This window comes from Plantactinospora sp. WMMB782 (genome assembly GCF_049179135.1).
Lineage (GTDB): Bacteria > Actinomycetota > Actinomycetes > Mycobacteriales > Micromonosporaceae > Plantactinospora.
This window is the reverse complement of sequence record NZ_JBMHMC010000007.1, coordinates 3943543-3969212: the sequence shown is the minus strand read 5'-3', so window position 1 is coordinate 3969212 and position 25670 is coordinate 3943543. Positions and strand designations below refer to the sequence as shown.

At 70.6% G+C, this 25670-nt stretch carries 22 protein-coding genes; 10 read left to right on the top strand and 12 right to left on the bottom strand.

The window, feature by feature from the left end:
- Nucleotides 1-9: 9 nt before the first annotated feature.
- Nucleotides 10-1665 carry an alpha-amylase family protein gene (locus tag ACN28A_RS20185; RefSeq protein WP_421397076.1) on the bottom strand — a complete coding sequence of 552 codons (1656 nt, stop codon included), beginning with the start codon at nt 1663-1665 and terminating at the stop codon, nt 10-12.
- Between the two features lie 179 nt (nt 1666-1844).
- On the opposite strand from ACN28A_RS20185, the gene ACN28A_RS20180 reads away from it, so the two are divergent.
- Complete coding sequence (locus tag ACN28A_RS20180) at nt 1845-2507, top strand: DedA family protein (RefSeq protein WP_421397074.1); 663 nt, start codon at nt 1845-1847, stop codon at nt 2505-2507.
- Between the two features lie 58 nt (nt 2508-2565).
- On the opposite strand, the gene ACN28A_RS20175 is transcribed toward ACN28A_RS20180, so the two are convergent.
- The 4 genes from ACN28A_RS20175 to ACN28A_RS20160 form a co-directional block, all read right to left on the bottom strand.
- Nucleotides 2566-3957, bottom strand: a complete 1392-nt coding sequence (locus ACN28A_RS20175) for a chitinase (RefSeq protein WP_421397072.1) — start codon at nt 3955-3957, stop codon at nt 2566-2568.
- Between the two features lie 152 nt (nt 3958-4109).
- Nucleotides 4110-5546, bottom strand: coding sequence for a carbohydrate-binding protein (locus tag ACN28A_RS20170; RefSeq protein WP_421397071.1), 1437 nt, complete (start codon nt 5544-5546; stop codon nt 4110-4112).
- A gap of 65 nt (nt 5547-5611) precedes the next feature.
- Nucleotides 5612-6505, bottom strand: coding sequence for a YidC/Oxa1 family membrane protein insertase (locus ACN28A_RS20165; RefSeq protein WP_421397070.1), 894 nt, complete (start codon nt 6503-6505; stop codon nt 5612-5614).
- Between the two features lie 321 nt (nt 6506-6826).
- Nucleotides 6827-7186: a DUF6412 domain-containing protein gene (locus ACN28A_RS20160; protein WP_421397068.1), complete on the bottom strand. Its 360-nt coding sequence runs from the start codon at nt 7184-7186 to the stop codon at nt 6827-6829.
- Nucleotides 7187-7449: 263 nt separating this feature from the next.
- Here ACN28A_RS20160 and ACN28A_RS20155 point away from each other — a divergent pair, with 263 nt between their 5' ends.
- Both ACN28A_RS20155 and ACN28A_RS20150 read left to right on the top strand, forming a co-directional pair.
- The gene (locus ACN28A_RS20155) at nt 7450-8676 is read left to right on the top strand and encodes a carboxylate-amine ligase (protein WP_421397067.1); all 1227 of its coding nucleotides are present in this window, start codon (nt 7450-7452) and stop codon (nt 8674-8676) included.
- A 17-nt stretch (nt 8677-8693) separates the two neighbouring features.
- The gene (locus ACN28A_RS20150; protein ID WP_421397065.1) at nt 8694-10064 is read left to right on the top strand and encodes an FAD-dependent oxidoreductase; all 1371 of its coding nucleotides are present in this window, start codon (nt 8694-8696) and stop codon (nt 10062-10064) included.
- On the opposite strand, the gene ACN28A_RS20145 is transcribed toward ACN28A_RS20150, so the two are convergent.
- Entirely contained in the window at nt 9989-12985 is a 2997-nt protein-coding gene (locus tag ACN28A_RS20145; RefSeq protein WP_421397063.1) for an AfsR/SARP family transcriptional regulator, read from the bottom strand. The two genes, ACN28A_RS20150 and ACN28A_RS20145, sit on opposite strands and share 76 nt — an antisense overlap.
- A 344-nt stretch (nt 12986-13329) precedes the next feature.
- On the opposite strand from ACN28A_RS20145, the gene ACN28A_RS20140 reads away from it, so the two are divergent.
- On the top strand, nt 13330-14409 hold the full coding sequence (locus tag ACN28A_RS20140) for a hypothetical protein (RefSeq protein ID WP_421397061.1): 1080 nt from the start codon (nt 13330-13332) through the stop codon (nt 14407-14409).
- Nucleotides 14410-14894: 485 nt separating this feature from the next.
- On the opposite strand, the gene ACN28A_RS20135 is transcribed toward ACN28A_RS20140, so the two are convergent.
- The gene (locus ACN28A_RS20135) at nt 14895-16988 is read right to left on the bottom strand and encodes a tetratricopeptide repeat protein (protein ID WP_421397060.1); all 2094 of its coding nucleotides are present in this window, start codon (nt 16986-16988) and stop codon (nt 14895-14897) included.
- 247 nt (nt 16989-17235) lie between these two features.
- Nucleotides 17236-17685 carry a hypothetical protein gene (locus ACN28A_RS20130; RefSeq protein ID WP_421397059.1) on the bottom strand — a complete coding sequence of 150 codons (450 nt, stop codon included), beginning with the start codon at nt 17683-17685 and terminating at the stop codon, nt 17236-17238.
- 203 nt (nt 17686-17888) lie between these two features.
- Here ACN28A_RS20130 and ACN28A_RS20125 point away from each other — a divergent pair, with 203 nt between their 5' ends.
- Together ACN28A_RS20125 and ACN28A_RS20120 are read left to right on the top strand one after the other, a co-directional pair.
- Nucleotides 17889-18128: a hypothetical protein gene (locus ACN28A_RS20125; protein WP_421397058.1), complete on the top strand. Its 240-nt coding sequence runs from the start codon at nt 17889-17891 to the stop codon at nt 18126-18128.
- A 74-nt stretch (nt 18129-18202) separates the two neighbouring features.
- Complete coding sequence (locus ACN28A_RS20120) at nt 18203-18823, top strand: DUF1707 SHOCT-like domain-containing protein (RefSeq protein ID WP_421397057.1); 621 nt, start codon at nt 18203-18205, stop codon at nt 18821-18823.
- A 114-nt stretch (nt 18824-18937) separates the two neighbouring features.
- Here the strand turns inward: ACN28A_RS20120 and ACN28A_RS20115 are convergent, their stop codons facing one another.
- Entirely contained in the window at nt 18938-20209 is a 1272-nt protein-coding gene (locus tag ACN28A_RS20115) for an ArsB/NhaD family transporter (RefSeq protein ID WP_421397056.1), read from the bottom strand.
- A 186-nt stretch (nt 20210-20395) separates the two neighbouring features.
- Between ACN28A_RS20115 and ACN28A_RS20110 the strand changes: the two genes are divergently transcribed.
- Genes ACN28A_RS20110 through ACN28A_RS20100 form a run of 3 tightly spaced genes read left to right on the top strand, consistent with a single transcriptional unit; the run spans nt 20396 to nt 22361 of the window.
- Nucleotides 20396-20755, top strand: a complete 360-nt coding sequence (locus tag ACN28A_RS20110) for a GntR family transcriptional regulator (RefSeq protein ID WP_421397054.1) — start codon at nt 20396-20398, stop codon at nt 20753-20755.
- Nucleotides 20752-21672, top strand: coding sequence for an ABC transporter ATP-binding protein (locus ACN28A_RS20105; RefSeq protein ID WP_421397053.1), 921 nt, complete (start codon nt 20752-20754; stop codon nt 21670-21672). The genes ACN28A_RS20110 and ACN28A_RS20105 overlap by 4 nt, the downstream gene beginning before the upstream one ends.
- Nucleotides 21669-22361 (top strand): ABC transporter permease, encoded by a 693-nt coding sequence (locus ACN28A_RS20100; protein WP_421397052.1) that lies wholly within the window; start codon nt 21669-21671, stop codon nt 22359-22361. Before ACN28A_RS20105 ends, ACN28A_RS20100 begins: the two co-directional genes overlap by 4 nt.
- Here ACN28A_RS20100 and ACN28A_RS20095 read toward each other — a convergent pair.
- The 3 genes from ACN28A_RS20095 to ACN28A_RS20085 are packed head-to-tail and all read right to left on the bottom strand — an operon-like array spanning nt 22351 to nt 23964.
- Nucleotides 22351-22647 carry a hypothetical protein gene (locus tag ACN28A_RS20095; protein WP_421397051.1) on the bottom strand — a complete coding sequence of 99 codons (297 nt, stop codon included), beginning with the start codon at nt 22645-22647 and terminating at the stop codon, nt 22351-22353. The genes ACN28A_RS20100 and ACN28A_RS20095 overlap by 11 nt on opposite strands.
- 34 nt (nt 22648-22681) lie before the next feature.
- Nucleotides 22682-23512 (bottom strand): Fpg/Nei family DNA glycosylase, encoded by an 831-nt coding sequence (locus tag ACN28A_RS20090; RefSeq protein WP_421397049.1) that lies wholly within the window; start codon nt 23510-23512, stop codon nt 22682-22684.
- Between the two features lie 41 nt (nt 23513-23553).
- Nucleotides 23554-23964, bottom strand: coding sequence for a VOC family protein (locus ACN28A_RS20085; RefSeq protein WP_421397048.1), 411 nt, complete (start codon nt 23962-23964; stop codon nt 23554-23556).
- A gap of 207 nt (nt 23965-24171) precedes the next feature.
- On the opposite strand from ACN28A_RS20085, the gene ACN28A_RS20080 reads away from it, so the two are divergent.
- Complete coding sequence (locus ACN28A_RS20080) at nt 24172-25665, top strand: hypothetical protein (RefSeq protein ID WP_421397047.1); 1494 nt, start codon at nt 24172-24174, stop codon at nt 25663-25665.
- The last annotated feature ends 5 nt before the right edge of the window (nt 25666-25670 follow it).

Genomic DNA, 25670 nt, shown 5'->3' with positions numbered 1-25670 from the left:
CCGGGGCCACTACTCGACCGAGTCCGAGCGGAACAGCCGGATCCAGCGGTAGCCGTAGCCGGCCAGCTCCAGCGCGTCGAGCTTGCCGACCGGTGGGTAGTCCCGGTCGGCGAGCACGTCGTTCGGCATGTCCGCCTCGGGGAAGAGCGAGCCCAGGTTGACCACCGCGCGCCGGGTGCCGAGGTTGTGCAGGAAGAGCATGCAGCCGGTCGGACCGTCGGCCCGGTGTGCCAGCACCCCGGGCGGCATCTCCTGGTCGACGTGCGTGCACGCGCCGGAGCCGATCTCCGGGGCCTCGCGCAGGGTACGGATCATCCGCTCGAACCAGCCCAGCAGCGACGACGCGTCGTGCCGCTGCGCGGTGACGTTCACCCGTTCGTAGCCGAACTCCCCGTCGTCGATCACCGGGCGGACCAGCTTGTCGGCGGGCGCGCTGGAGAAGCCGGCGTTCGGCTTTCCGGACCACTGCATCGGGGTACGGATCGACTCCCGGCCCGGCAGCGACAGGTCCTCGCCCATCCCGATCTCCTCGCCGTACCGGAGCACCGGGGTACCACGCAGGGAGAACTGGAGGGCGTACGCCAGCTCGATCCGGCGCCGGTCGTTGCCGAGCATCGGGGCGAGCCGGCGCCGGATGCCCCGGTCGTAGATCCGCATGTTCTCGTCCGGCCCGAACTGCTCGTACACCTGCGCCCGCTGCTCGGCGGTGAGCCGGGAGAGGTCGATCTCGTCGTGGTTGCGCAGGAAGGTGGCCCACTGCGCACCCTTCGGCAGCGCCGGGGTGTCCCGCAGGCCGTCGATGATCGGTTCCGGGTCCTGCCGGGCCAGCGCCAGCATCATCCGGCCGTTCAGCATGAAGTCGAAGAGCATGTGCAGCCGGTTGGCGGAGCCGCCGCTGTCGCCGAAGTAGACGTGCAGCTGGTCGGGCTCGACGTTCGCCTCGGCAAGCAGCAGCGCGTCGGCCCGCCGCCACTGGACGTGCTGGCGCAGCTCGGTCAGGAACTCGAAGTCCTTGGGCGAGTTCGGGTTGCCTGGTTCGGTCAGCTCGATGATGAACGGCGCCGCGTCGATCCGGAAGCCGGCGACACCGAGCTGGAGCCAGAACGACATGATCTTCTTGACCTCGGCGCGTACCGCCGGGTTGCCGAAGTTGAGGTCCGGCTGGAACCGGTAGAACCGGTGGTAGAACCAGGACTTCGCGGTCCGGTCGTAGCTCCAGGTCTCGTCCTGCTCACCCGGGAAGACCATGCCCTGGTGCCGGTCCGGCGGCTCCTGGTCCGACCAGACGTACCAGTCCCGGTACGGCGAGTCCGGCGACGAGCGGGCTGACTGGAACCAGGGGTGCTGGTCCGAGGTGTGGTTGACCACCAGGTCGATGATGACCCGGATCCCCCGGTTGGCGGCCTGGTGCAGCAGCTCCGCGAAGTCGCCGAGGGTGCCGAGCCGGGGGTCGACGCCGTAGAAGTCGGTGGCGTCGTAGCCGTCGTCGCGCTGCGTCGACGGGTGGATCGGGTGCAGCCACAGGCAGGTCACCCCGAGCCGGGCCAGATAGTCGAGGCGGCCGATGAGGCCCTGGATGTCACCGATCCCGTCGCCGTCCGAGTCGGCGTACGTGTCGATGTCGAGGCAGTAGACGACCGCCTCCGTATACCACCGGTCCGTCATGCCTGAAGCTCTTTTCCGATCCGCGGCGCCGGCAAACCGGATCGGCCGGCCGGGTCACCGGGCGGTGGGGTGTAACCAGCGGGGTAACGGGGTAACGGGATCGCTTCATCCGGGGGCTTACCCGAGCCGACCGACGAGCCGTGAGCCGACCGACGAGCCGACGAAGGAGTGGGTGCGCCGTGGCCCTCGCCCAGGACGTGGACCCGACGCAGGTCGGTGGCCTGACCGGCTGGATCGCCGGCGTGATCGACTCACTCGGCGTACCCGGGGTGGGGTTGCTCGTCGCGCTGGAGAACCTCATCCCGCCGGTGCCGAGCGAACTGGTGTTGGCGATGGCCGGCTACCTGGCCGGCGAGGGACGGATGAACGTGGTCCTGGTGGCCGTCTCCGCGACCGCCGGCTCGGTGCTCGGCGCGGTACTGCTCTACTGGCTCGGCGCGGCGCTCGGCGAGGACCGGCTCAAGCGCTGGCTCGACCGGATCCCGCTTGTCGACCTCGACGACCTGGAACGGGCCGACCGGTGGTTCGAGCGGTACGGCTCCTGGGCGGTGCTCTTCGGCCGGATGATCCCGGTGGTCCGCAGCCTGGTCTCGATCCCGGCCGGCGCCAACCACATGCCGGTGGGCCGGTTCCTGGCGCTCACCACGCTGGGCAGCGGGCTCTGGAACGCGATATTCGTCGGCCTCGGCTACTCGCTCGGGTCGCGGTGGCAGCAGATCGACAGGTACGCCGGCTACTTCGACTACGCGCTGCTGGCCGTCTTCGCGGTGATGATCGGGCTGTGGGTGGTCAAGAAGGTGCGGCGGCGGTCCGGCCGGCGCCGGGCCGCCAGCACACACTGACGACCCGGCGCCGGGTGCCGGTACCGCCGGCCGGCCGGCCGGCTCGGCTCGGCTCGGCTCAGGGCAGGGTGGCGAGGTGCGGGCGTACGGTCCGGGCGAAGCTGTTGCCGTTGCTGACGTCCCAGTTGATCGACCAGGTCATCGCGCCGCGGATGCCGGGGTAGGTGCGCGGCGGGCGGAAGCTGCCGCAACCGGTCCCCCTGGCCAGGCAGTCCAGCGCCTGGTTGACCAGGCTCGGCGCGACGATGCCGCCACCGGCCGCCCCCGGGCCGGCGGGCAGGCCGAGGGCCACCTGGTCGGGGCGGAGTCCGGCTTCGAGTTGCAGGCAGGCCAGCGCCGTCATGAAGTTGACGGTGCCCTGGGCGTACGCGAAGGACTGGTCGCAGCCGAGCATCGAACCGGAGTTGTAGAACTGGGTGTGCACGACGGTGAGGATGTCCCGGATGTCGAGCGCCAGTTTGAAGTACGACACCGAGGGCGACTGCATGTCGATGGTCTGCGGCGCCATCGTGATGATCAGACCGGCGCCGACGCGGCTGCGCAGTGACCGCAGCGCCTGTGCCATGTACGTCGGGTTGAGCCCGTTCTCCAGGTCGATGTCGACGCCGTCGAAGCCGTACTGCTGGATCAGGCTGTGCACGCTGTCGCTGAACGCGGTCGCCGAGGCGGCGTCGTTGACCGCGACCCGGCCGGTCTCGCCGCCGACCGAGAGGATCACCTTCTTGCCGCGCGCCCTGACGGTGCGCACGTCGGCGGCGAAGTCGGCGTTCGTGTAGCCGCCGACCGAGGCGGACAGTCCGGGGTCGATGCCGAAGGTGACCGCGCCGGGGGTGCTGGTCGCCTCGGCGAAGGCGACGGCGATCAGGTCGTACTCGGCGGGCACGTCCCGCAGCCGCAACTCGACGGCGGGGTTGTCGAAGTTGTGCCAGTACCCGGTGAGGAAGTGTTTCGGCAGCCCGGTCGCCGGCGGGTCCGTCGGCGGGTTGGTGGGCGGCGCGGTGGTCGGCGGGGTCGTCGGCGGGCGGGTGGTCGGCGGGGTGGTCGGGGTGCTGGTGCCGCCGCAGGCCGCGCCGTTGAGCGTGCAGTTGACCGGGCTGCCGGAGCCGGTGGCGAGAAAGCCGAACGAGACCGAGGCGCCGGGGGCGACCGTGCCGTTCCAGGACCGGTTGGTGAAGGTGTGCCGCTGCCCGGAGGAGGTGAGCAGGGCGTCCCAGTAGCTGCCCATGGTGGTGCCGGCGGGCAGGTCGAAGGCGACCGACCAGCCGTTCATGGTGCTGGTCCCGCCGTTGGTGATGGTGTACTTCCCCTCCCAGCCGGTCCCCCAGTCGGCGGTCTTGACGAAGGTCGCGGTCGGCCCGGCCGCGTACGCCGGCAGTGCTCCCCAGGCGACGCCGACGGTTGCCACCAGGCCGGCGACTACGGACAGGACAAGGCTTCTGCGGCGTCTCATGTGCTCCTCCACCGGGGCGGTCGGGTAGGCACAGCCATCGACTGTCCGCTAATTATTAGGAAGGTTAACTGTTAAAGCAAGAGATGCCGGGGCAGGGTCTTCCGGCGCTACCCAGCCGCGCGGAGACGCCCTGCCCCGGCACCTTCTCGCGGTCAGCGCCGGAAGGTGAACCAGTTGAGGTTGGCGAAGTCGGCCGGCTGGCCGCTGCCGAAGGTCAGGTAGACCGTGCGTACCCCGGTCACCGACGAGACGTTGCCGGGGATCGACTGCCAGTTCTGCCAGCCGCCCGTGTTGCCGACCGACAGGCTGCCCAGCACCGGGCCGGTCGGGCTGTCCAGGCGCACCTGCACCAGGCCGCTCACCCCGCCGCCCGCACCGGAGGCGACCCGGACCACGAAGTCCCGGGGTGGTGTACTGCCGAAGTCGACCCGGTCGTACCGGACCCAGTCGCCGTTGGCCAGCCAGCCGATGTTCTGGCCGCCCTCGCTGCACGCCTCGACCGCGACACCCTGCTGCCCGCTGTAGGACTCGGCCTGAATCGTCGAGTACGCGCTGACCGTGCCGCCCGCCGGTGGCGTGGTCGGCGGCGGGTTGGTCGGCGGGTTGGTCGGGTTGGTGCCGCCGCCCCGGCTGTAGACCGCGACGTAGTCGACGAGCATCGGCCGCCCGGAGACGGTCGCGGCGGTCGGCGTGGTGCCGCCGGCCACGCCGTTCGGGAACGAGCCACCCATCGCGACGTTGAGCAGCAGGAAGTAGCCGGCGTGGTCGGTCATCTGCGACCAGTACGAGCCGACCTGCGCCTGGGTGACGGTGTGGTAGTGCTGGCCGTCGACGTACCAGCGCAGTTGCTGGGGGCTGACCGAGGCGTCCCACTCGAAGCGGTAGGTGTGGAACGCCGACTGGCAGGTCGAGCCGGGGCAGGCCCGCTGGGCGCCGATGCCGTTGAACTCGTTGCACGGCCCGCCCGGCGCGACGCCACAGTGCAGTACGCCCCAGACCGAGTTGACCCCGTTGACGTTCTCCATCACGTCGAACTCGCCGATCCCCGGCCAGTTCTGGTAGTTCCCCCGGTAGGGCGAGCCGAGTGCCCAGAACGCCGGCCAGTAGCCGGCCGCCTCCGCACCTGTCACGTTCGGCATCTGGATCCGGCCCTCGATCGCCAGTACGCCACCGGCCGGCGCCTTGAAGTTGCTGCGTACCGTCTCGATCCGGGCGGACGTCCAGCCGCCGGAGGCGTTGCGCAGCGGGGTGATCCGCAGGTTGCCGCCGCCGTCGTGGCTGACGTTGGCGGTGCTGTTGGTGTACGTCTGGATCTCTCCGGTGCCCCAGTTCGGCGGGCCGCCGGGATAGCTGGTGCCGGTGTCGATGATCCAGTTGGCCGACGAGGGCAGCGTGTTGGCGGCGCCGGTGAAGTCGTCGGCCCAGACCAGGCTCCAGCCGGAGGCTGGTGGCGGTACGGCGGCGCGGGCGGTCACGGTCACCGTGCCGAGGACCGTGGCGAGCAGCGTCGACGCGGCCGCCAGCAACGCGAGCCGGCGTCTGGTGGTCCGGCCGGCGAGGGCCGGCCGGACGGTCCGGGTGGTGTTCATGTGGGGGCCTCTCTACGGGGGGACGGAAAGCCCTACCGGGGACAGCGGGGCGAGAGAGCGCTCTCTCAGGAGTTGTACGTGCCGGGCCCTTTCCTGTCAACACCTGTCGATGCCCCACCTCGGCGCAGCACCACCTGCTCCACAGCGGTCCACGCGGTGGTGGTGACCAGGTACAGCACCGCCGCCAACGGCACGACCAGCGCCACCAGTACCGTCCCGTACGGCAGCAACGGCAGCACCCTGGCCAGCACCGCCGCCCCAGGCACCTCGGCAGCACCCGCCGGCCCACCGGCCGCACCGGCTCCATCGGACGCCGAACGCCGCACAGCCGGTCCACCCGGCGCCGCCGACGCCGGATCGGCCACAGCGGCCGGACCGCTCACCGAAGCCAGGCCGGTCGCCGCGGTCCGGCGCAGCCGTCGGGAGGACCACCAGGCCAGCAGGACCAGTAGTCCGAGCAGCACCCCGAAGACCGGGCCGGCCGCCCCGGCCAGCCCGTCGCCGAGATGCTGGCCGAGCGGCACCCCGAAGAGCCGCTCGGCGAGCAGTCCGGGCCCGGCCGGCCCGGCAGCCGCGCCCGCCCCGGCGGCCGGGACGGCGAAGAGCCGGTACATCAGGAAGAAGAACGGCGCCTGGGCCAGCGCCGGCAACAGGTTGCCGAACGGCGAGACCCCGGCCTCCCGGTGCAGCGCGACCAACTCGTCGCGGAGCCGGGCCGGCTGGTTCCGGTACCGCTGCTGGAGCTCCCGGATCCGGGGCGCCAGTACGGCCCGACGCCGCTCGCCCCGGATCTGCGCCCAGCTCAGCGGAGAGATCAACAGTCGTACTCCGATGGTGAACAGCACGATGGCCGCAGCGGTGGCACCGGTCCCGGCGACCGGCTCCACCAGGGCGGCGAGCAGTGCGACGGCGTGCGCGGCGGCGCCGACCGCGCCGTCGAGTGGTGCGAAGGTGAGCATGCGGGGACCCCTCGGTTCGATTCCGGAACGCCCGGACCCGGGATGTGCCCCCCGGTCCGGCGGGACGGCCCGACGTCACGCCCCGGCCGCCGACAGATCCACCGGCCCGGCTGGCCGGCGAGCCAGAAAGGGGTTGGACACGGTGGCGGCGGGCTGGACGTCCGGGCGGACTGACTGACGCGGAATCGGCCGGCGCGGCGATGTGCGGTCGCAACCACTGGGCGGAATGCCTGCCCCGAGCGGAATTTCCCGCCGGGTGCAGCACCGCCTGGGTGGAGCACTCCGCTCTGGTGCGGCGCCCCGCTCGACGGGGCGCCGCCGCTAACCGGCCGAGGGGTACCCGGAGGGTGCTCGCGGCCGGGGACGACCGGCCGCGTCGGGATCGAGCTGGCGGGGCGTACCGAGTCGCCGGGACCGCTGCCGGAACGTGGCGCCCAGGCGTACCCGGTCGACGCCGGCGTGCGGACCGGCCGGCAGCCGGCCGGCGAGGGCGACCGTGAGCAGCGAGGCCGCCGCCAGCACCGCGGCGCCGGCCAGCGACTCCACCGCCGGCCCGGTGGGCGTGCCGACCACGGCCAGCGCGTACGCCGACCAGCCGAGCGCCACCGCCAGCCAGCCGAGCAGCAGCGCCACCCCGCCGGACGGGACCGCCCGGCCGAAGGTGGACCTCGATCCGCTCACCGGCACGGCGCCCAGGCTAATCGGCACAGGCAAGCGGCCCGGCGAGCAACCCGGGGCCGCCTGGACCTGGTGGCACGCGGGGCCGCCTGGACCTGGTGGCACGCGGCAGCGGCGGTAACCCGGACGGTCTGATGCCGCGATTGGTGCCCCCGGGGAGTTTCCCGGCATCGACACTGAGGGTAATGAACCAACCGGTCGCGGCAGCGACGCTGATCCGATCGAGTGACGGGTCGACCGAGTGACGGGCGGTGATGGTGATGGTGATGGTCGACGGACCGGCCACACCGGTGCGGGGCGGGCTGGCCGCACCTGCGGGGGACGGGCTGGTCACACCGGTGGGAGGCGGGCGGGCCGTACCCGTGCAGGCCGGGTCGGATGCCGGGACGGAGCGGCTCACGGTCGGGGTCGAGGAGGAGTTCCTGCTCGTCGACCCGGCGACCGGTGCGGCGGCCCCGGCGGTGGAGGCGGTCCTCGCCGAGGTGCCGGACGAGCTGCGCGGGCAGGTGCAGCGCGAGTTCCAGACCAGCCAGATCGAGATCGGTACCCCGCCCGGCCTTGAACTGAGCGCGCTGCGGCACTCGCTCGGCCTGCTGCGTACCGGACTGGCCGACGCGGCCGAGGCGGCCGGGGTCCGGCTGGTCGCGGTCGGTACCGGCCCGGTCGACGGCCCGGTGCCGCCGCTGGTGGACAACCCACGGTTCCACCGGATGATCGAGCGGTTCGGGCCGCTCGTCCCCTCCCCCGGGGTCAACGGCATGCACGTACACGTCGGGGTGCCCGAGCCGGAGATCGCGGTGCAGGTGCTCAACCACCTCCGCCCGGCGCTGCCGATGCTGCACGCCGCCACCGCCAACTCGCCGTTCTACGCCGGTCGGGACACCGGGTACGCGAGCTGGCGCTCGGTGCTCTGGGAGCGCTGGCCGTCGGTGGCGCCGACGCCCTGGCTGGAGTCGCACGCGCACTACGAGAGCCTGGTCGACGACCTGATCGGCACCGGGATGATGCTCGACGAGGGCATGCTCTACTGGTACGCCCGGCTGTCGTCGAAGTATCCGACCGTGGAGATCCGGATCGGCGACGTCTGTCCGGGCCTGGACGACACGATCCTGGTCGCGGCACTGGTCCGGGCGCTTGTCGACACCGCGCTCACCGACATCGCGGCCGGCCGGCCGGCTCCCCGGGTACCGCACCACATGCTGACGGCCGCCCACTGGCGGGCTGCCCACGATGGCCTGGAGGGGCTGGCGGTCGACCCGGTCGACGGCGGCCTGCGTCCCGCCTGGCACCTGATGCGCCGACTGTTCAACCGGCTCCGGCCGGCCCTGGAACGGCACGGCGACCTGCCCCTGGTCACCGCGTTGTTGAGCCGCTTGCAGGCGCACGGCACCGGCGCCGCCCGGCAGCGGGCCGCGTACGCGAAGCGGCACGAGATCTCCGACGTGCTGGACGACCTGGTCCGGCGTACCCGGGGTGCCGAGCGGAATGGCTGAGAAGGGCGACGACCGGGATGGCTGAGAAGCTGGTGGTGGTCGGCGGCGACGCGGCGGGGATGTCCGCCGCGTCGCAGGCCCGCCGCCGCCGGGACGCCTCCGACCTGGAGATCGTCGCTTTCGAGCGCGGGCACTTCACGTCGTACTCGGCCTGCGGCATCCCCTACTGGGTGGGCGGGCTGGTGGACGACGTGGACCAGCTGGTCAGCCGGGATCCGGTTACCTTCCGGAAGGACTTCCAGATCGACGTCCGGCTCCGGCACGAGGTGGTCGGCATCGACCTGGACCGGCGCGAGGTGCTGGCCCGGGACCTGGCCAACGGCGGGCGCGAGGTCCGGGAGCGCTTCGACCAGCTCGTGTACGCCGCTGGTGCCGTCCCCGTCACGCCGGAGTGGGCCCGCACGGACGCCGCCGGGGTGTTCGGGGTGCAGACCCTGGACGACGGCGCCGCGCTCATCGACTGGCTGGACGGCGACCCGGTGCCACGCAACGCGGTGGTGGTCGGCGGCGGCTACATCGGTGTCGAGATGGCCGAGGCGATGATCCAGCGCGGCCTGTCGGTCACCCTGGTCGAGCGGAGCCCGGAGCCGATGTCGACAGTCGATCCCGACATGGGCGCCCTGGTCCGCGAGGCACTGTGCGGCCTGGGGCTGGACGTGCGCAGCGGGGTCGGCGTCACCGGGCTGGAGACCCGGGACGGCCGGGTCACCGCCGTGGTCACCGAGGACGGCACGCTCCCGGCCGACGTCGTGGTGCTGGGCCTCGGGGTACGCCCGAACGCCGCGCTCGCCGCCGACGCCGGCCTGCCGATCGGCCCCACCGGGGCGATCCGGGTCGACCTGCGGATGCGGGTGGTGGACACCCCCGGGGTCTGGGCGGCGGGCGACTGTGTCGAGTGCGTGCACCGGGTCTCCGGGCAGCCGGTCTTCGTGCCGCTCGGCACACACGCCAACAAGCAGGGCCGGGTCGCCGGAATCAACATCGGCGGCGGGTACGCCACCTTCGCCGGGGTGGTCGGCACCGCCGTGACCCGGGTCTGCGACCTGGAGGTGGGGCGCACCGGGCTGCGCGAGGACGAGGCCGCGGCGGCCGGCTTCGAGTTCGTCGTGGTACGCGTCGAGTCCACGAACCGGGCCGGTTACTACCCCGGGGCTGAGCCGATGACGGTGAAACTGATCGCCGAGCGGCGCAGTGGCCGGCTGCTCGGCGCCCAGATCGTCGGCCGGTCGGAGGCGGCGAAGCGGATCGACGTGCTCGCCGTGGCGCTGTGGAACCGGATGACCGTCGACGAGATGTCGGGGCTGGACCTCGGCTACGCGCCGCCGTACGCCCCGGTCTGGGATCCGGTGCTGGTCGCCGCCCGCAAGGCGGTCGACGCGATCCGTTGACCCGGTGGGCCCGGAGCCAACGCACTCTCGATCTTCAGTAGCCGGTTGAGCACGGGATCGAGGTCAGATCCGGTGAGCTCGCCGATGATCGCCAACGCCTCCAGGCAGTGGTCGTACGCATCCGACCGATCCCCTCCGGCCAGGAAGGTGTCGGCCAGTACCGCGAGCCCGGCCGCCCGTCGTCGCGAGTCGGCGATACCGTCGCTCAGGGCGATCGCCGAGCAGGCGCGTTCCAGTGCCGCCGGGTAGCGGCCCAGGGCGCGTTCCGCATCGGCTGCGGTGATCAGGATGTCGCAGCGGGTGGCATCGTCCCGCCCCCGATCCTGGAGTGCCAGCGCCAGCTCGCAGCGGCGCAGCGCCGCCTCCGGTTCGCCGGTCCGTAGTTGCAACGCCGCGAGACGCTCGTGGGTCACCGCCTGGTCGCGCCAGGCCGCGAGGCGCTCCCGGATGGCCAGCGCTTCGCGATAGCACAAGGCGGCCTGGTCATACCGACGCAGCTGCTGGTGCGCGTCGCCCAACCGGTGCAGGATCGCTGCCTGGCCGAGCAGATCCCCGCCTTCCCGGCAACCCGTCAGTACCCGCTTGAAGATGCCGACCGCCTTGTGGACATCGCCACTCTTGAGGTACACATTCGCCAGGTTGTGCGAGCAGACGTTGATCGGGCCGCTCGCGCCGAGCCGCCGGGCAAGTCGCAACCCGGCCTCGAACGCACTGGCCGCCCGGTGGTAGTCGTGCAACGCGAAGTAGGTCCCGCCGAGATTGTTCAGTGTGCCGATCTGCCCGATCTGGTGCGTGTCCGTCTCGGCCGCCTCCAGCGCGATCTGGTGCATGACCAGTACGTCGTCCTGTCGGCCGTACCGGCCGAAAAACTCGTGCACCGCGCCCGGGATCTGCCAGGCGTGCCGGTGGAATCCGTTGTCCGCAGCGGATCGGACCATGGCGGCCAGGTTGGCGCGTTCTGCCTCGCACCAGCGCTGGGCCTCAGCCGGGCCGCCGAACCGCAGGGGTTCGACAGCATCCGGCTCGGGCAGATCCGGTACCGGACGACGGTGTGGGGTCAGCACCCGGGCCGCGTTGGTTGCGGAAAGCAGATACCAGTCGAGCAGCCTGCACAGTGCCGCCCGACGGCACTGTGCAGGCTCCTCCTGCTGTGCCCGGTGCGCGGCGTAACGTCGCAGCAGATCGTGTAGCTGGTACCGGCTGGCGGTGTCGTAGTTGACAAGGTGGCGCTTGGCGAGCCCGTCGAGGAGCCGCTCCGCGTGCCTCGGCTCGGTCCCGAGCAGCGCGGCGGCGGCCGCAGGACTGATGTTCCGGCCGAGGTGGAGACCCAGCAGTCGGAACAACCGGGCCGCAGGCGAGTCCAGTTCGTTGTACGACCAGGCGAAGACCGTGCTCAGCTTGGCGTCGTCCTCGTCGTCGTCCGGCGAGTCCAGCAGTCGAGCCCCCAACTCGTCGACCATCTCGGCGATGCTGGCCCGGGGACGGGCGGTGATCTGCTCACCCATGATCCGCAGCGCCAGCGGCAACCCGTCGGAGAACTGTGCCAGCGTCTCCGTCGGCCCGGGTTCGTCCCGGGTCCGGACGGTGCCGATCACCCGGCTCAGCAGCGTGCGGCGGTCCTCATCGGACAGCGGTGGCACGACGAGGCTGCGGATGCCCTGCCGAACAGTGAGGCTGATCAGCCGAGTCCGGCTGGTGACCACGGTGACACACCCCTCGGCCGTGGGGAGAAGGGGTCGTACCTGGTCCGAGTTGCGGACGTTGTCCAGCACGATCAGCACCCGCCGGTCGGCGAGCAACTGGTTGAACCGCTCCCGGCGTTGTTCACCACCTGGTGGAACCCGGTCGGCGGGAACACCGAGGGCCCGTAGGAACCGTCCCAGGGCGTCCTCCGGGGTGACCGGCGGCGTCGGGCCGTACCCATCGGCATCGAGGTACAACTGCCCGTCGGGAAAGCGGTCGCGGTGCCGGTGCGCCCAATGCACGACCAGGGTCGTCTTGCCCACTCCCGGCATGCCGGTGACCACCACCACCTGACTGCCCGCAGCCGGTGCCCGTACCACCGCGTCCAGCTCGACCAGTACGTCGCGTCGACCGGTGAAGTCGGAGATGTCGGCGGGAAGCTGCTGCGGCGGGCGAAATCCCGCCGGGTCCTCCGACCCGTTACGGGTGGTTCCGCCGCGGGCCGACCGGGGCCGCAGGTGCAGCGACGGCAGATCGATCGTCGGCTCGGTGCGCAACTTCCGCCTGAACCGGTGCCGGAAATCGATCGAGAAGCGCCGGGCCTCATCCTCGCGTCCGCTCGCGTAAAGCGCTGTGATCCAGTGACGGGCCAACGCCTGATCGACGTCGTAGGTCAACAGCAGCGGTTCGAGTCGGCGTATCACCTCGTCGTATCGGCCAATTCGGGTGTGGCTGGCGGCGAGCAGCAGGTGCGCCGCCAGGAACTTTTCCTTCATCGTCCGGCGCATGTGTTCGGAACTGGCGCCGCGAAGATCGGCCAGTGGTTCGTCACGCCACAGATCCACTGCCGTGCTCAGTAATTTTGTCGACCGTTCGTGATCGCCTTCGTCAGTGCTCCTTCGGGCCCTGTCCACCAGTCGGCAGAATCGGTGGTAGTCGACCAGTTCCGGGTCGACATCGAGCCGATACGCGTCTGCACCAGGCGTTCGGGCGAGGGCGTTCGGCAGACCTGCCGCCCTTAGTACAGAGCGGTTGCGGCTGACCAGAGCATGCAGACTGCCTCGACACGCATCGACCGGACGGTTACCCCACAAATGATCGACAATCACGTCCACCGGTACTGCGGAGCCAGGTCGATAGAGAAGGACAGCAAGGAGGCCGCGTTGTTTTGCCGCACCCAGCGACACAGCCCGCCCACCTGCGCTCAGGGCTGTCTGGCCGAGTATCACGAACTCCACGGGCGTCGTCCCTCCGTCGGACCGACTTACCCTTTCTCAGTTTCTTCCCCACGAACACACCGACCAAGCCAGATTCCCATCGTCAAACTTCCGACATTCCGCTATGTGGACACTGCAAGCCGACTGCAAGCCATCCTGCAAGTGGATCGTCAACGATGTCATCGACCCTCCCATGGTCGGCAGCACGACGATGGGGAGTTGATGAGATGAGTACCCATGAATGGTCACGGGTCCCGATTGGCGTCGAGGCGTCCCGATGGGTAAGCCGAACCGGTTGCCGGAGTGTATTGATCGTCGCACACACCATTGCCAGCTGTCACCGCCTTCTGGATGTCGTCGAACTGTTGGAGGAGGACCCTCGGATCCAGACGGTCTTCACCGTTCCGCCCGACGCCTTCAACCGGGGTGTGGCACAGCACCTGCAACAGATCGGTGCCCTCCTACTGCCCTGGCCACAGGCCGTACGGGAGAGGTTCGACCTCGCCCTCACCGCCTCGTACGGCGGCCTGGCGGAACTGCACGCTCCGGCGCTGGTCATGGCACACGGAGCTGGGCACGGGAAGGCAACCCGACCGTCCGGGCGACGCGGACCGGTCCTGACCACGGCTCCCGTCTACGGGCTCGACCCGCAGCGGCTGACCCGCGACGGCGAGGTGTTACCTGCCGCGATCGCACTCTCGCATGACCATGAACTCGACATCCTGCGGCGGCAGTGCCCGGATGCGGTACCCGTCGCGGTGGTGGCAGGGGATCCCTGTTTCGACCGGCTCGTCGCGAGCCTGCCCGAGCGGGCCCGGTACCGCAAGGCGCTCGGCGTCGATGACGATCGTGAACTGGTCGTGGTCAGTTCGACCTGGGGACGGACCGGGCTCTTCGGCAACCAGCCCGACCTGCTGCCGCTGATCATGCAGCAACTTCCCGAGCAACGGTTCCGGGTCGCCGCACTGCTGCATCCGGCAGTCTGGTGCGCGCACGGCCGCCGGCAGGTCCGGGCCTGGCTGCGGAGCTGCCGGGAGGCCGGGCTGATACTGCCCGATCCGGAGGACGACTGGCGGAGTGTCGTCGTAGCCGCCGACCACGTCGTCGGTGACCACGGCTCCGTGACCACATACGCGGCGGCGCTGGGACGTAATGTCCTGCACCTCGCGCCCGGTTTGAGCGCCGTGACCGCCGGTTCGGCCCAGGAGGCGACGATCGGTGGTGCGGATCGGCTCGATCCACGTAGGCCACTGCTCGACCAGCTCCGCGCGGTAAGCCCCGTCGACCCGGCGACGGTGGCGGCCCGGCTCACATCCCGACCCGGCCAGGCCGGCCTCGTGCTCCGACAGACCATGTACCGGCTGCTCGGGCTGGGCGAGCCGGGGCGGCATCGTCGACCGACTCCGGTGCCGACACCCCGGGTGCGCCCGGAGCAGTCGTCGTGACCGAGACGCCGGAGCCGGTGATCGCGTGGATCGGCCCCTCCAGGGTCGAGCGCGGAGGAGCAGCCCTGGCAGACGTACTGATCGAGGTCGAGTGCCGGCGACCCCCTGCCGACCACTGCGCGGACCTCTTCGCCCGGTACCCGGGTCTGACGCTGGTCCTGTCGATCTCCGACGATACCGGCACCATGTCCGCCGACCTGATCGAAGAGACCGGCCGGTACGCCGCAACCGCAACCGCAACCGGAGCTGGGATCGGGATCGGGATCGACGGGAAGCCGGCGCATCCCTTCCAGGGCCGTCTCCGGCTCGCCGCCGGGCTACGCGACGGCCTGCTGTTGACCCTCACGCTCGACCAACCAGCCCGCAACGCCTTGTCCGGGCACGGCCCTACCGGAACGGGTGCGCCCCCACCCGACCCTCCGACTGTGGAGGAGGCTGCCGGTTGGATCTACCTGCACTGGTCGCTCGGCGTCGACCTCGCCAGCTCAGCCGGACGGAGGCTCGCCGCGAGCGCCGGGCTCCGGCTGCACAGCCAACCCGCCCGCTGGCGGCGAGGGCGACGGCAGGGCGTCCCCGTCCGGGCTCTGTCCCAGTTCGGTCAGACGCCGATCGACCTCGGTCGCTCGTGACGAATCCAGCCGTACGAAGATCGCCCTTGCCCGTTCAAGGTGCTTCCGCGCGGCGGTGGCATCCCCGTGCCGTCGCGCAATCCGTCCGAGCTGGACGAGCGCCTCCGCATACTCGTGCTCGGAGCCGAGGTCCCGCATCCGGTGGGCCGCCTCGGTCGCGGCCCGCTCGGCCGCGGTCAGGTCGCCCGCGCCGAGCAGAGCACCGGCGAGAGCGATCAGAGCCCGTGCACCGTTGTACGGGTCGACCGCGTCCAGCTCGGCGAAGATGCCCTCGGCCTCACGCAGAAACCCGATCGCCTCGTCCGGTCGGCCGAGTTCGACGAGCAGGGTACCCAGGTTGATCAGGGTGAGCACGGTGTTCCGGTCGTCGCCGAATTCTCGGTTGGCTCCGACCAGCCGGACGAGAAGGTCCACCGCCTCTGTCGTCCGTCCCGACTCGCGGTACAGGGCGGCCAAGCCGGCCTCGGCGTCGAGACGGCCACGGAGGTCATCGGCCTGTTGGTAGCGAAGGACAGCCTCCCGGGTGTGGCGCTCCGCACCCTCGTTGTCGCCGAACTTGCTGAGCACCCGGCCCAGTCGCTTGAGCATCACCGCCTCGGCCCAGGCATCACCAAACGCCCGTGCCGCCTCGACGCCGCACCGGTCGACCTCCAACCGGTCCATGTAGTGCTTCCGATACAGCAGAAGTGGCCAGACCACATCCGAGAGCTGCCAGGCCAACAAGGCATGGCCGTGTTGCAGGGCCGTGCGCCCCGCCGCGAAGAGGTTGACCCGCTCCCGGTCCAACCACGCCAACGCCGACTCCCGGTCCAGAAGCCGGGGCAGGTCGCGGGGCTGGCCGACGAAGTCGTAAGGCAGCCGTCGCCGGTACGGGGTGAGCGTCTTGTCGGCCCGTGCCGCCGCCGCCAAATACCACTCCAGCAACCTGCGGACCGTCATCCGGCGCTCCGCCTCCGGCTCGTCCGTCCGCGCCTTCTGCCGCGCATGGAGCCGTATCAGATCGTGGTACCTGAATCGATCCTCGGCGATCTCCTCGAGCAGGCTCGCCTCGAGCAGCACCTCGACCAGGTCGGCCGCGACCTCGGACCGCCCGGCCGGGTCGGCGTACGGCTCAGCAGACCCTCCCGGGCCGATGTCGTCTGGAAGGAGCACCGGCAACACGGCCGCCACGACCCCGATGCCGAACTCCAGGCCGGGGTGCAACGCCATCCGCCGGTAGACCGCCGCCGCCTCGGCCGGCAGGGACCGGTACGACATGTCGAAGGTCGCCTGCACCGAAAGCCCATCCACCTTCGACAGTTGACGCAACCGGTCCGCCTCGGTGGACAGGTCCCGCGCCATCCGGCCCACCGAGAGTCGTGGACGGGCGGCCAGCCGGGCGGCGACGACGCAGAGTGCGATCGGCAGTCCTCCGCAGATTTCGGCGAGCCGGGCGGCGTCGTCCGGCTCGCGGTCCATCCGGTCCGATCCCGCTGCCCGGGACAGCAGCAGTACGGACTCGGCCGGCCTCAGCGGGGTCAGCTCGATGAGACGCCCGCCCTCGGCCACCAACCCGACCAGACGGGCCCGGCTGGTGACCAGCACCTTGGATCGCCCTCCGGGTAGCAGTGCCCGCACCTGGGCGACCGAGTGCGCACTGTCCAGGACCACCAGGAGGGTCCGGTCGGCGGTCGTCGACCGGTACAGCGCCCGCCGCTCGGCCAGCGTCACCGGCAGCCGCTCGGCTGGCGTGCCGAGTGCGTGGAGAAGGTCACCCAGGGCTTCGCCGGGATCGACCGGATCGCCGGCACCGAAGCCGTTGAGATCGACATACAGCTGCCCGTCGGGAAAACTCTTCCGTGAATTCTCCGCCCAATAAGAAGCCAGGGCGGTCTTACCAACGCCACCGGGACCGCTGAGGATCGCAAGGCCCGACGTCTCGCTTCCGAGTATTTCGTCGAGCTCGGTCAACTCCGGGACCCTGCCGACGAAGTTCGACGTCGGAACCGGAAGCTGACGTGGAATTGCCGAACGGTTGTCCGGGGTTGCGTGAATATGTATGTCACCGGAGATCGAGCCGACCTGGAGGCTCGGCCCGCATACCGTCCCAGACATAATGTTGGAAGTCCCGGAACCAGATCCTCGGGCTTCACTGATTTCCGGGTCCCGATCGGATCGCTGTCGCACGGACACCTCCGCACATCGGCCTTAGAACATCTCAGAAGGAGACGTCACCCCGGATGTCCCGGGCCTGCACCACCCGCTCAGCAGTGCCGCTGAACTGGTTGATCACAGCGGCGGGTTGCGCCGACACCTCAGGCTCGGCAGCCCGCCAGAGCCTTTCGACCTCGCCGCGGAGATCGGGATCGTCCGCTAACAGCTGGCTGATCTTCTCGGCGAGCCGGATTCGATCTATCGCACCTGGTTCGTCCCCGCCAGCCACCAGGTCGCCCACCTCCTTCCCCTGCGCTCGAAAACGGTCGCGCAGCAACCGATAGAGCCGACCGAGTGCGCTGCCACCACTCATGATCAGCGCCTCGCCACCCTTGGCCGCCAAGGCGGTGGCAATGGCCAGAACGAGTTGATCCTGCATGGCGATCTCCGTCATCCCCGGACTGGGCGCATCCGGACCACGAATGATCAGATGTGAGCCACTCTGCTCGATCATTCCCGTGACCAAACACTCTACCGTCCGCTCGCCGGAGACCCGACATCCACGACGCAGCCTCGCAGGGCCAGACGAAATGCAAAAATCCAGCAATTTAGTTTTTGTATTGACAAGTCTAGATTTCTTGTCGCCAAAGCGGTTATGTCGCCAAAGGGGTAGGGATCTCGGTTGAAACCCGACGGAAGCTGCGGTAAGTTGCAGCCGTGCATGACCTGATCATCCAGCTCGTCAATCCCATCTTTCTGTCACTGGAAGCGTTACCGTCGGTGACATCCCGGATCGAACAGGTAACCAGCTGGATGGACTGGTTGGCGATCGGCTGTATTGCGTACGTCTTGCACGCAGCGCAACTCTTTCGTCACTCTGCCAATATTCGGCTGGCAATTTGGCGAAGAGTTTCCGCTGCCCTCAGCTTCTGGCTGACCGGTCGATCCGGACGATAGTTGCGGTCGAGCCCGCCATAGGGCGCCGGGCTTCGGCTGCCCACCACCTCGGCTGACCGCTAGGCTGTGCGGCCATGGAGCGGGAACCGCAGGACGGGGCGGACCGGATCGACGAGGCCGATCGGATCCGGGTCTCGGACCGGGAGCGGGAGCAGATCGTCGAGTTGCTGGGTTCGGCGGCCGCCGAGGGCCGGCTGACCCTGGACGAGTACGCCGAGCGGGCCACCGCCGCGCACGCCGCCAGGACCCGGGGTGAACTGGCCCGGCTCACCGACGACCTGCCGACCGGCCAGCCGCCGGCTCCGGTGCCGGCCCGCCGGTCCGAGTCCGCCGTCGCCGGGCCGGCCCCGGAACGGCTGGTCGCGATCTTCGGCAACGAGACCCGGAAGGGACGCTGGCCGGTGCCGGCCCGGCTGGAGGCCCGGTCGATCTTCGGCGACTGCCACATCGAGTTGCAGGACAGCACCATCCCGCATCCGGTGGTCACGATCGAGGCGACCGCGATCTTCGGCTCGGTCACGATCTTCGTGCCGGAGGGGGTGGAGGTGCGGCTGACCGGTACGGCGATCTTCGGTGCCAAGGAGTCGAAGCTGCGCGGCGACGCCCCGCCGGGCGGCCCGGTGCTGGAGGTGCACACCAGGGTCGTCTTCGGCTCGGTGACCGTACGCCCGCCGAAGCGCCGCTGGCTGGGCTGACCCGGCAGCTACCCGGCCACGTCCGACCCGGCGGCTGCCCGGGCACGTCTGACCCGGCCTCGTCTGACCCGGACGTGGCTGAGGTGAAGCCCGCGCGGACCCGGCGGATCGGCGTCAGGCCGCGTGGCCCAGGTGCAGGGCCGCCCAGAGCGCGACCACCCCGGCGAGCAGGCCGGCGGGGGTGGTGAGCACGCCGAGCCGCAGGAAGGTGCCGGTGGCCGGCGGCTCGTCGCGCAGGTGCAGGAGGCGCCGCCAGAGCAGGGTGGCCAGCGAGCCGACGTAGTAGAGGTTCGGCCCGACGTTCACCCCGATCAGCACCGCCAACACCAGGCCGGGCGAGTGGGCGACCGCCGGCACCAGGACCAGGGTCGCCGGCAGGTTGTTGACCAGGTTGGCCAGCAGCGCGGCGAGCCCGGCGACCGCGAGCAGCCCGAGCAGGTCGGCCCGGTGCGGGGCGAGCCGGCCGACCAGGTCGTCCAGCCCGTGCCGGCGTACGGCGAGGACCACGACGCCGAGGGCGAGGACGAAGAGGCAGAACAGTGGCTGCGCCTCGGCCACGAGCCGGCCGGCCACCCGCAGCCGCTCCGCTCTCCGGGTACGCGCGACAAGCGGCACCCCGAGCAGCAGCGCTCCGAGCCCGGCCACCCAGCCCGGGTGCAGGTGCACCGGCTCGGCCGCCACGAACCCGGCCAGCGTGGCACCGAGTACTCCGAGCGCGTACCGGGGCGGCGGCACCGGCTCGACCGATCCGGGCCGGGTCGGGGCGGCCAGGTCGGCGCCGAAGAACCGCCGGAACACCAGGTACTCGACGGCGATCACGGCCAGCCAGGGCAGCGCCATCGTGGCGGCGAAGCCGGCGAAGGTCAGTCCGCTGGCGGCGAAGGCGAGCAGGTTGGTCAGGTTCGACACCGGCAGCAGCAGTGAGGCCGAGTTGGCCAGGTGTGCACAGGCGTAGACGTGCGGCCGGGCGCGTACCCCGGTGGCGGTGGCGGTGGCCAGTACCACCGGGGTGAGCAGCACGACTGTGGCGTCCAGGCTGAGTACCGCGGTCACCGCGGCGGCGATCCCGAACACCACCGCGAGCATCCGGGTCGCCGGACGCCCGCCCCGGCCGCCCCGGGCGAACCGCGCGGCCACCGTTCCCGCGTAGCGGAAGACGCCCCAGGCGTCGGCCAGGTACGCCAGCACGAGGATCGCGGCCAGGAAGCCGACCGTCGGCGCGAGCAGCGCCAACTCCGCACGGGCGGCCGACCACGGCACCAGGCCGACCGCGATCACCAGCAGGGCGGCCGGCAGCGCGGCGGCAGCCTCGGGCAGCCGTCGCGGGCGCAGTACGGCGAACCCGAGTACCGCCGCCAGCAGCATCGCGGCGGTGATCGTCGGCATCAGCTCGGCAGCCTATGGCCGTCCCACCCCGACCGCCTCCGCTGGAACCGGGGATGTGTCCAGGGCAACCTCCACCGTCGGCTGCCCGACCTTGACAACGAACGGCGTTGGTTACATGGTTAGTTACATGAGTAATGAACCGACCAAGCCCGGCCGGGCCGACGGCGCGGCGGGCGGATCCGGCTGATGGAGGACGGGCGACCGATCTTTCTGCAGATCGCCGAGCTGATCGAAAACTCGATCATCGACGGCACGCTCGCCGAGGAGGGCCAGGTGCCCTCCACGAACGAACTGGCGGCGTTCCACCGGATCAACCCGGCAACGGCCGGCAAGGGCGTCAACCAGTTGGTCGACGACGGGATTCTCTACAAGAAGAGAGGTATCGGCATGTTCGTCGCCACCGGCGCCCGGGCCAGGCTGCGGGACCGCCGTCGCGAGGAGTTCGCCGAGCAGTACCTGCATCCGCTGCTCACCGAGGCCAACAAGCTCGGCATCGATGCCGACGAGCTGAAGCGCATGATCGACCGATGGGAGCAGGGGCGATGAGCACGGTGGTGGGCGCCCGGCACGTAAGCAAGCGGTTCCGCGACGTCACCGCCCTGGACGACGTCAGCTTCACCCTTCAGGAGAACCGGATCCACGGCCTGCTGGGCCGCAACGGCGCCGGCAAGACCACCCTGATGCAGATCATGACCGGGCAGCTGCTGGCCAGCTCGGGCGAGCTGACCATCGACGGCAGGGCGCCGTACGAGAACGAGGCGGTGCTCTCCCGGGTCTGTTTCATCAAGGAGAGCCAGACCTATCCGCAGTACTTCAAGGTGCGGCACGCGCTGGAATCGGCCCGGCTGCTCTTCCCCGGCTGGGACGAGGACTTCGCGCGGACGTTGCTGGCGGACTTCCGGCTGCCGCTGGACCGGCACGTCCGCAAGCTCTCCCGGGGCATGCACTCCATGCTCGGCATCGTCATCGGGCTCGCCTCCCGCGCCCCGCTGACCCTCTTCGACGAGCCGTACCTCGGTCTCGACGCCGTCGCCCGGCACCTCTTCTACGACCACCTGCTCACCGACTACGCCGAGCATCCGCGGACCGTGCTGCTCTCCACCCACCTCATCGACGAGGTCGGCGAACTGCTCGAACACGTGCTCCTGCTCGACCGGGGCCGGATGCTGCTGGACACCACCGCCGAGGCGCTGCGCGGCCAGGTGGTCACCGTCGCCGGCCCGGCCGCCGCCGTCGACGAACTGGCGGCGCGCAACGAGGAACTGCACCGGGAGACGCTGGGCCGGTACGCCCGGGTGACCCTGCGCGGCAGCTTCGACGCCGCCGAACGCGCCCGGGCGGCGGAGCTGGGCCTGGACCTGGCGGCGGTCTCGTTGCAGGACATCGTCGTCCGGCTCACCACCGCACAGGCCAGGTCCGGTGGCGAGGCCGCCGCGACCGACCGGAAGGAGACCGAGCGATGAACCGGGTGCTGACAGTGAACCGGGTCCAGCTGGTCGGCTGGCAGAACACCCTCGGCTGGCCCTGGCTGGTGCTGCTGATGGTCTTCGCCGTCAACTACGCCCTCTTCCTGGCCATCGGCGACCGGGAAGAGAACCCGACGACGGGCGCGCTGGTCTCGATCTACATCGTCGTCTTCGTCGGCAGCATCAACTGGATCACCCAACTGCTGCCGTTCAGCATGGCGCTGAGCGTGATCCGGCGGACCTTCTACCTCGCCTCCGCGCTCTTCCTGGTGGTCCAGTCGATCGTCTTCGGCCTGCTGCTCTTCTGCTGCCAGCTCGTCGAGGACGCCACCGACGGCTGGGGCATCCGGCTGCGGTTCTTCGGGCTGAACTTCGTCGACGACCTGAATCCGCTGCTCCAGATCGCGGTCTACACGATGCCGTTCGTGCTGCTCGGCTTCCTCGGCATCTTCGTCGCGGTCTTCTACAAGCGGTTCGGGATCAACGGGATGTGGCTGCTCTCCGCCGGCATGCTGCTCGGCTTCGCGCTCGTCGCCATCGTGTTCACCTGGCTGGATCTCTGGCCGGCCGTCGGCGGCTGGCTGGCCGACCAGCCGACGGTCGCCTGGATCGTCGGCTGGCCGGCGCTGCTGACCGCCGCGCTCGCCGCGGTGGGCTACCTGACCATTCGCCGGGTCACTCCCTGACGGAATGGTGAGCGCCGGACCCCTGCGTTCGCCACAGGGGTCCGGCGCTCACCGTCCGGATGCGGGGGCCGACGACCAGCGGCGGCACCGACGCGACCAACACGCCGACGGCGTTCACCTCGTGCTCCCCGCTGTGGTCCCGGTACAGGAACGAGGCACCGGCGATCTTGCCGACAGCGAGGACGAGGAGGTTGCCGACGGCCACCGCGACGACGCCGCCACCGATCGCCTGCCACCAGTTCAGTCCACGACCGGTCAACGCCGGTCGGTTCTCGGTCACACTCATGGCGATGACTTTCCAGTCTCAACAGAGCTTGAGGTCAAGCCCGGCGGCGGGCGCGGGGCGCCGGCTGGCACCCGGGGCACCAGTAGGAGTTCCGGCCGGCGAGGTCACCGCGCAGGATGGCGGTGCCGCAGACGTGACAGGGCAGGGCCGCGCGGCGGTAGACGTAGACCTCGCCGCCGTGCCGGTCGACCCGGGGCGGCCGGCCCATCGCCTCCGGCAGATGGTGCTGACGCACAGTGTCGATCCGGCCGGTCCGCACCGCCGTACCCATCAGTTCGACGAGATCCGCCCAGATCCGCTGCCAGCCCGCCGGGCTGAGGTCCCGGCCGGGGGTGGTGGGTGGCAGGCCGGCCCGGAACAGTGCCTCGGTCACGAAGATCAGACCGGTGCCGGCGACGATCGACTGGTCGAGCAGCAACGCGAAGAGCGGCGTGGGGCTGCGCCGGATCCGGGCGTACGGCGCGTCGGGGTCGGCGTCGGCGCGCAGCGGGTCGGCGCCGAGCCGGGCCCGCAGCGCCGCCACCTCGGGCGGCGAGAGGAGTTCGCAGGCGGTCGGGCCGCGCAGGTCCAGCCAGTGCCTGTCACCGCGCAACCGCAACCGGACCTGGCCGACCGGCTCCGGCGGCTCACCGTCGCCGTCGGCGAACCTTCCGTAGAGGCCGAGATGTACGTGCAGGGTCCGGTCGCCGTCGTAGTGGTGCAGCAGGTGCTTGCCGTACGCCTCGGTGGCGTCGAGCACAGACCCGGAGAGCAGCGCGGCCCCCTCGGCGAACCGCCCCTGCGGGCTGCTGGCCAGCACCTTGTCCCCACCGAACAGCTCCCGGTGCCGGGCTGCCAGCCGGTGCACGGTGTGACCCTCGGGCATGGTCGCCAAGCATAGACAGCCGGCTCGCCGCAGCCGGCGGCTCAGCCGCGTGGCGCGGAGATGTTGACCATCCACGGTACGCCGAACCGGTCGACGCAGGCACCGAACTCGTCGCCCCACATCTGCCGCTCCAGCGGCACCGACACGATGCCGCCGTCGGCGAGCGCGGTCCAGTACCCGCGCAACTCGTCGCCGTCCTCGCCGCTCAGGCTCACCGTGATGGCGTTGCCCGGCTCGTGGTCCATCTCCGCCGGCACGTCGGAGCCCATCAGGGTGAAGCCGCGCTCCGTCTCCAGCATGGCGTGCATTACCTGGTCGCTCTGCTCGCCCTCGGTGCCGAACTCGCCGAAGGTGTTCACCACCAGGTTGCCGCCGAAGATGCGCTGGTAGAACTCCATCGCCGCCCGGGCGTCGCCGCGGAAGCTGAGGTACGGGTTGAGTCGGGTCGGCACCGGATGCTCCTGGAGTCGCGGGAACGGATCGTCGTCGGGGACTAACGACTCAACGGCACGCGGGTTCCACCCGCACCCGTCCCACCCGCGCCCGTTACCCAGCCGGCAGGGGTAACGCCACGGATAGCGTACCGCGCCGGTTGTGGCCGGTCACTCGGGCAAAGAGCCCTGTCGACCAGGGGTTTTGTGTTCCTACACTCGACGCTCGTGACCGACGACGACTGGATCGCCCCCGCCCTGGCCGCCAACCCGTCCGTCCCCGAAGACCTGCTGACCGAGATGGCCTCGACCCACGACGAGAAGCTCCAACTCGCGCTGATCGCCCCCCGCCGGCCCGCCCCGATGTCGCTGTCGGTGGCGACCGTACTTGCCGACAGCCCGCATCCACGGGTCCGCCAAGACCTGGCCGGCTGCGTCGTCGCCGACGAGATCGTCGTCCGGCTGGCGGCCGATCCGAATCCGGGGGTCCGCCTGTCGGTCGTGCTCCGGCCGGAGGAGGTGTTCTACCCGATGCCGTGCTACGTCCCGGAGGCGGCGTACGCGCTGCTTACCGAGGAGGACGATCCGCGGGTGCAGGGCGAACTGCTGTACAGCTTCGGCACACCTGAGCACGTCAAGCGGGCGGTCGCCCGGCGGGCGCATCCGGATCTGCGGGACGACGCGCTGCTCAGGTTCGGCACGGACGGCGAGGCGACCGGGGCGTACCACCGGATGGTGACGGACTCCGATCCCGAGGTACGGCGGACGGCGCTGCGCCGTGGACGCTTCCGGCCACCGGCGGACCTCGTGCCGGGCCTGCTCGCCGATGCGGCGGTCCGGCTGGCCGCGATCAGGCGGATCCCGTTGACCGCCGAACTGGCCCGCGCCCTCGCCACCGATCCCGACCCCGACGTCCGGTGCGCCGTGACGGCCAATCCCGACCTTCCCGACGACCTGGTCGAGCTGCTCTCCCACGACCCCGACGAGCGGGTCCGGATGGAACTCTTCGACCGGCCGCACCTGCCGCTGCACGTCGTGGACCGCTACGACGACGCCCAGGATCGGCCGCGCCGGACCACCCCGGTCGAGTGGCTCTGGAAACACCGCGACGACAACGAACTGCTCGACAGGTATTCGCGGGCCCGGCACGTCCGCTACCGGCGTACGGTGGCCCGCGTCCCCGGCCTGGCGCCGGAGACGGTACGCCGGCTCGCGGCCGACGACGACTACGCCGTCCGGCTGATCCTGACCGAGCGGAATCCCGACCTGGTTCCGGTGGAGTTGCTTGTCGAGATGGTCACCACCTGGGAGGGCTACAGCGCCGGCACCATCGCCGGCAACCCACGGCTACCCGACGAGGTGATCGACCAGCTTCTGCGCTCGGCCGAGCCGCGCCACCGCTGGTACGCCTATCTCTCCGGTCGGCTGACCGAGGAACAGTTGGCGCTGCTGGCCGACGATCCCGACCCGAAGCTCGCCGCCAGGGTCGACCCGCCGGCTCCGCCCTCGTGGCCGGAGTTCGAGGCCCGGCTCGCCGACCCGACCCCGGTGCCGGCGGACCATCCCGCACAGCCGGGGCATCCGACGGTCCGGGAGGCGGCGGCCCGGCACCCGCAGCTTCCGGTCCCGCTGATGTGGCAGCTCTGGCGCCGCGCCCGGAGCGCGGCGCATCCCGAGGAGACCATGAAAGAAAATCGTCAAGTCAACTTGACGTCAAGGTGATCTGA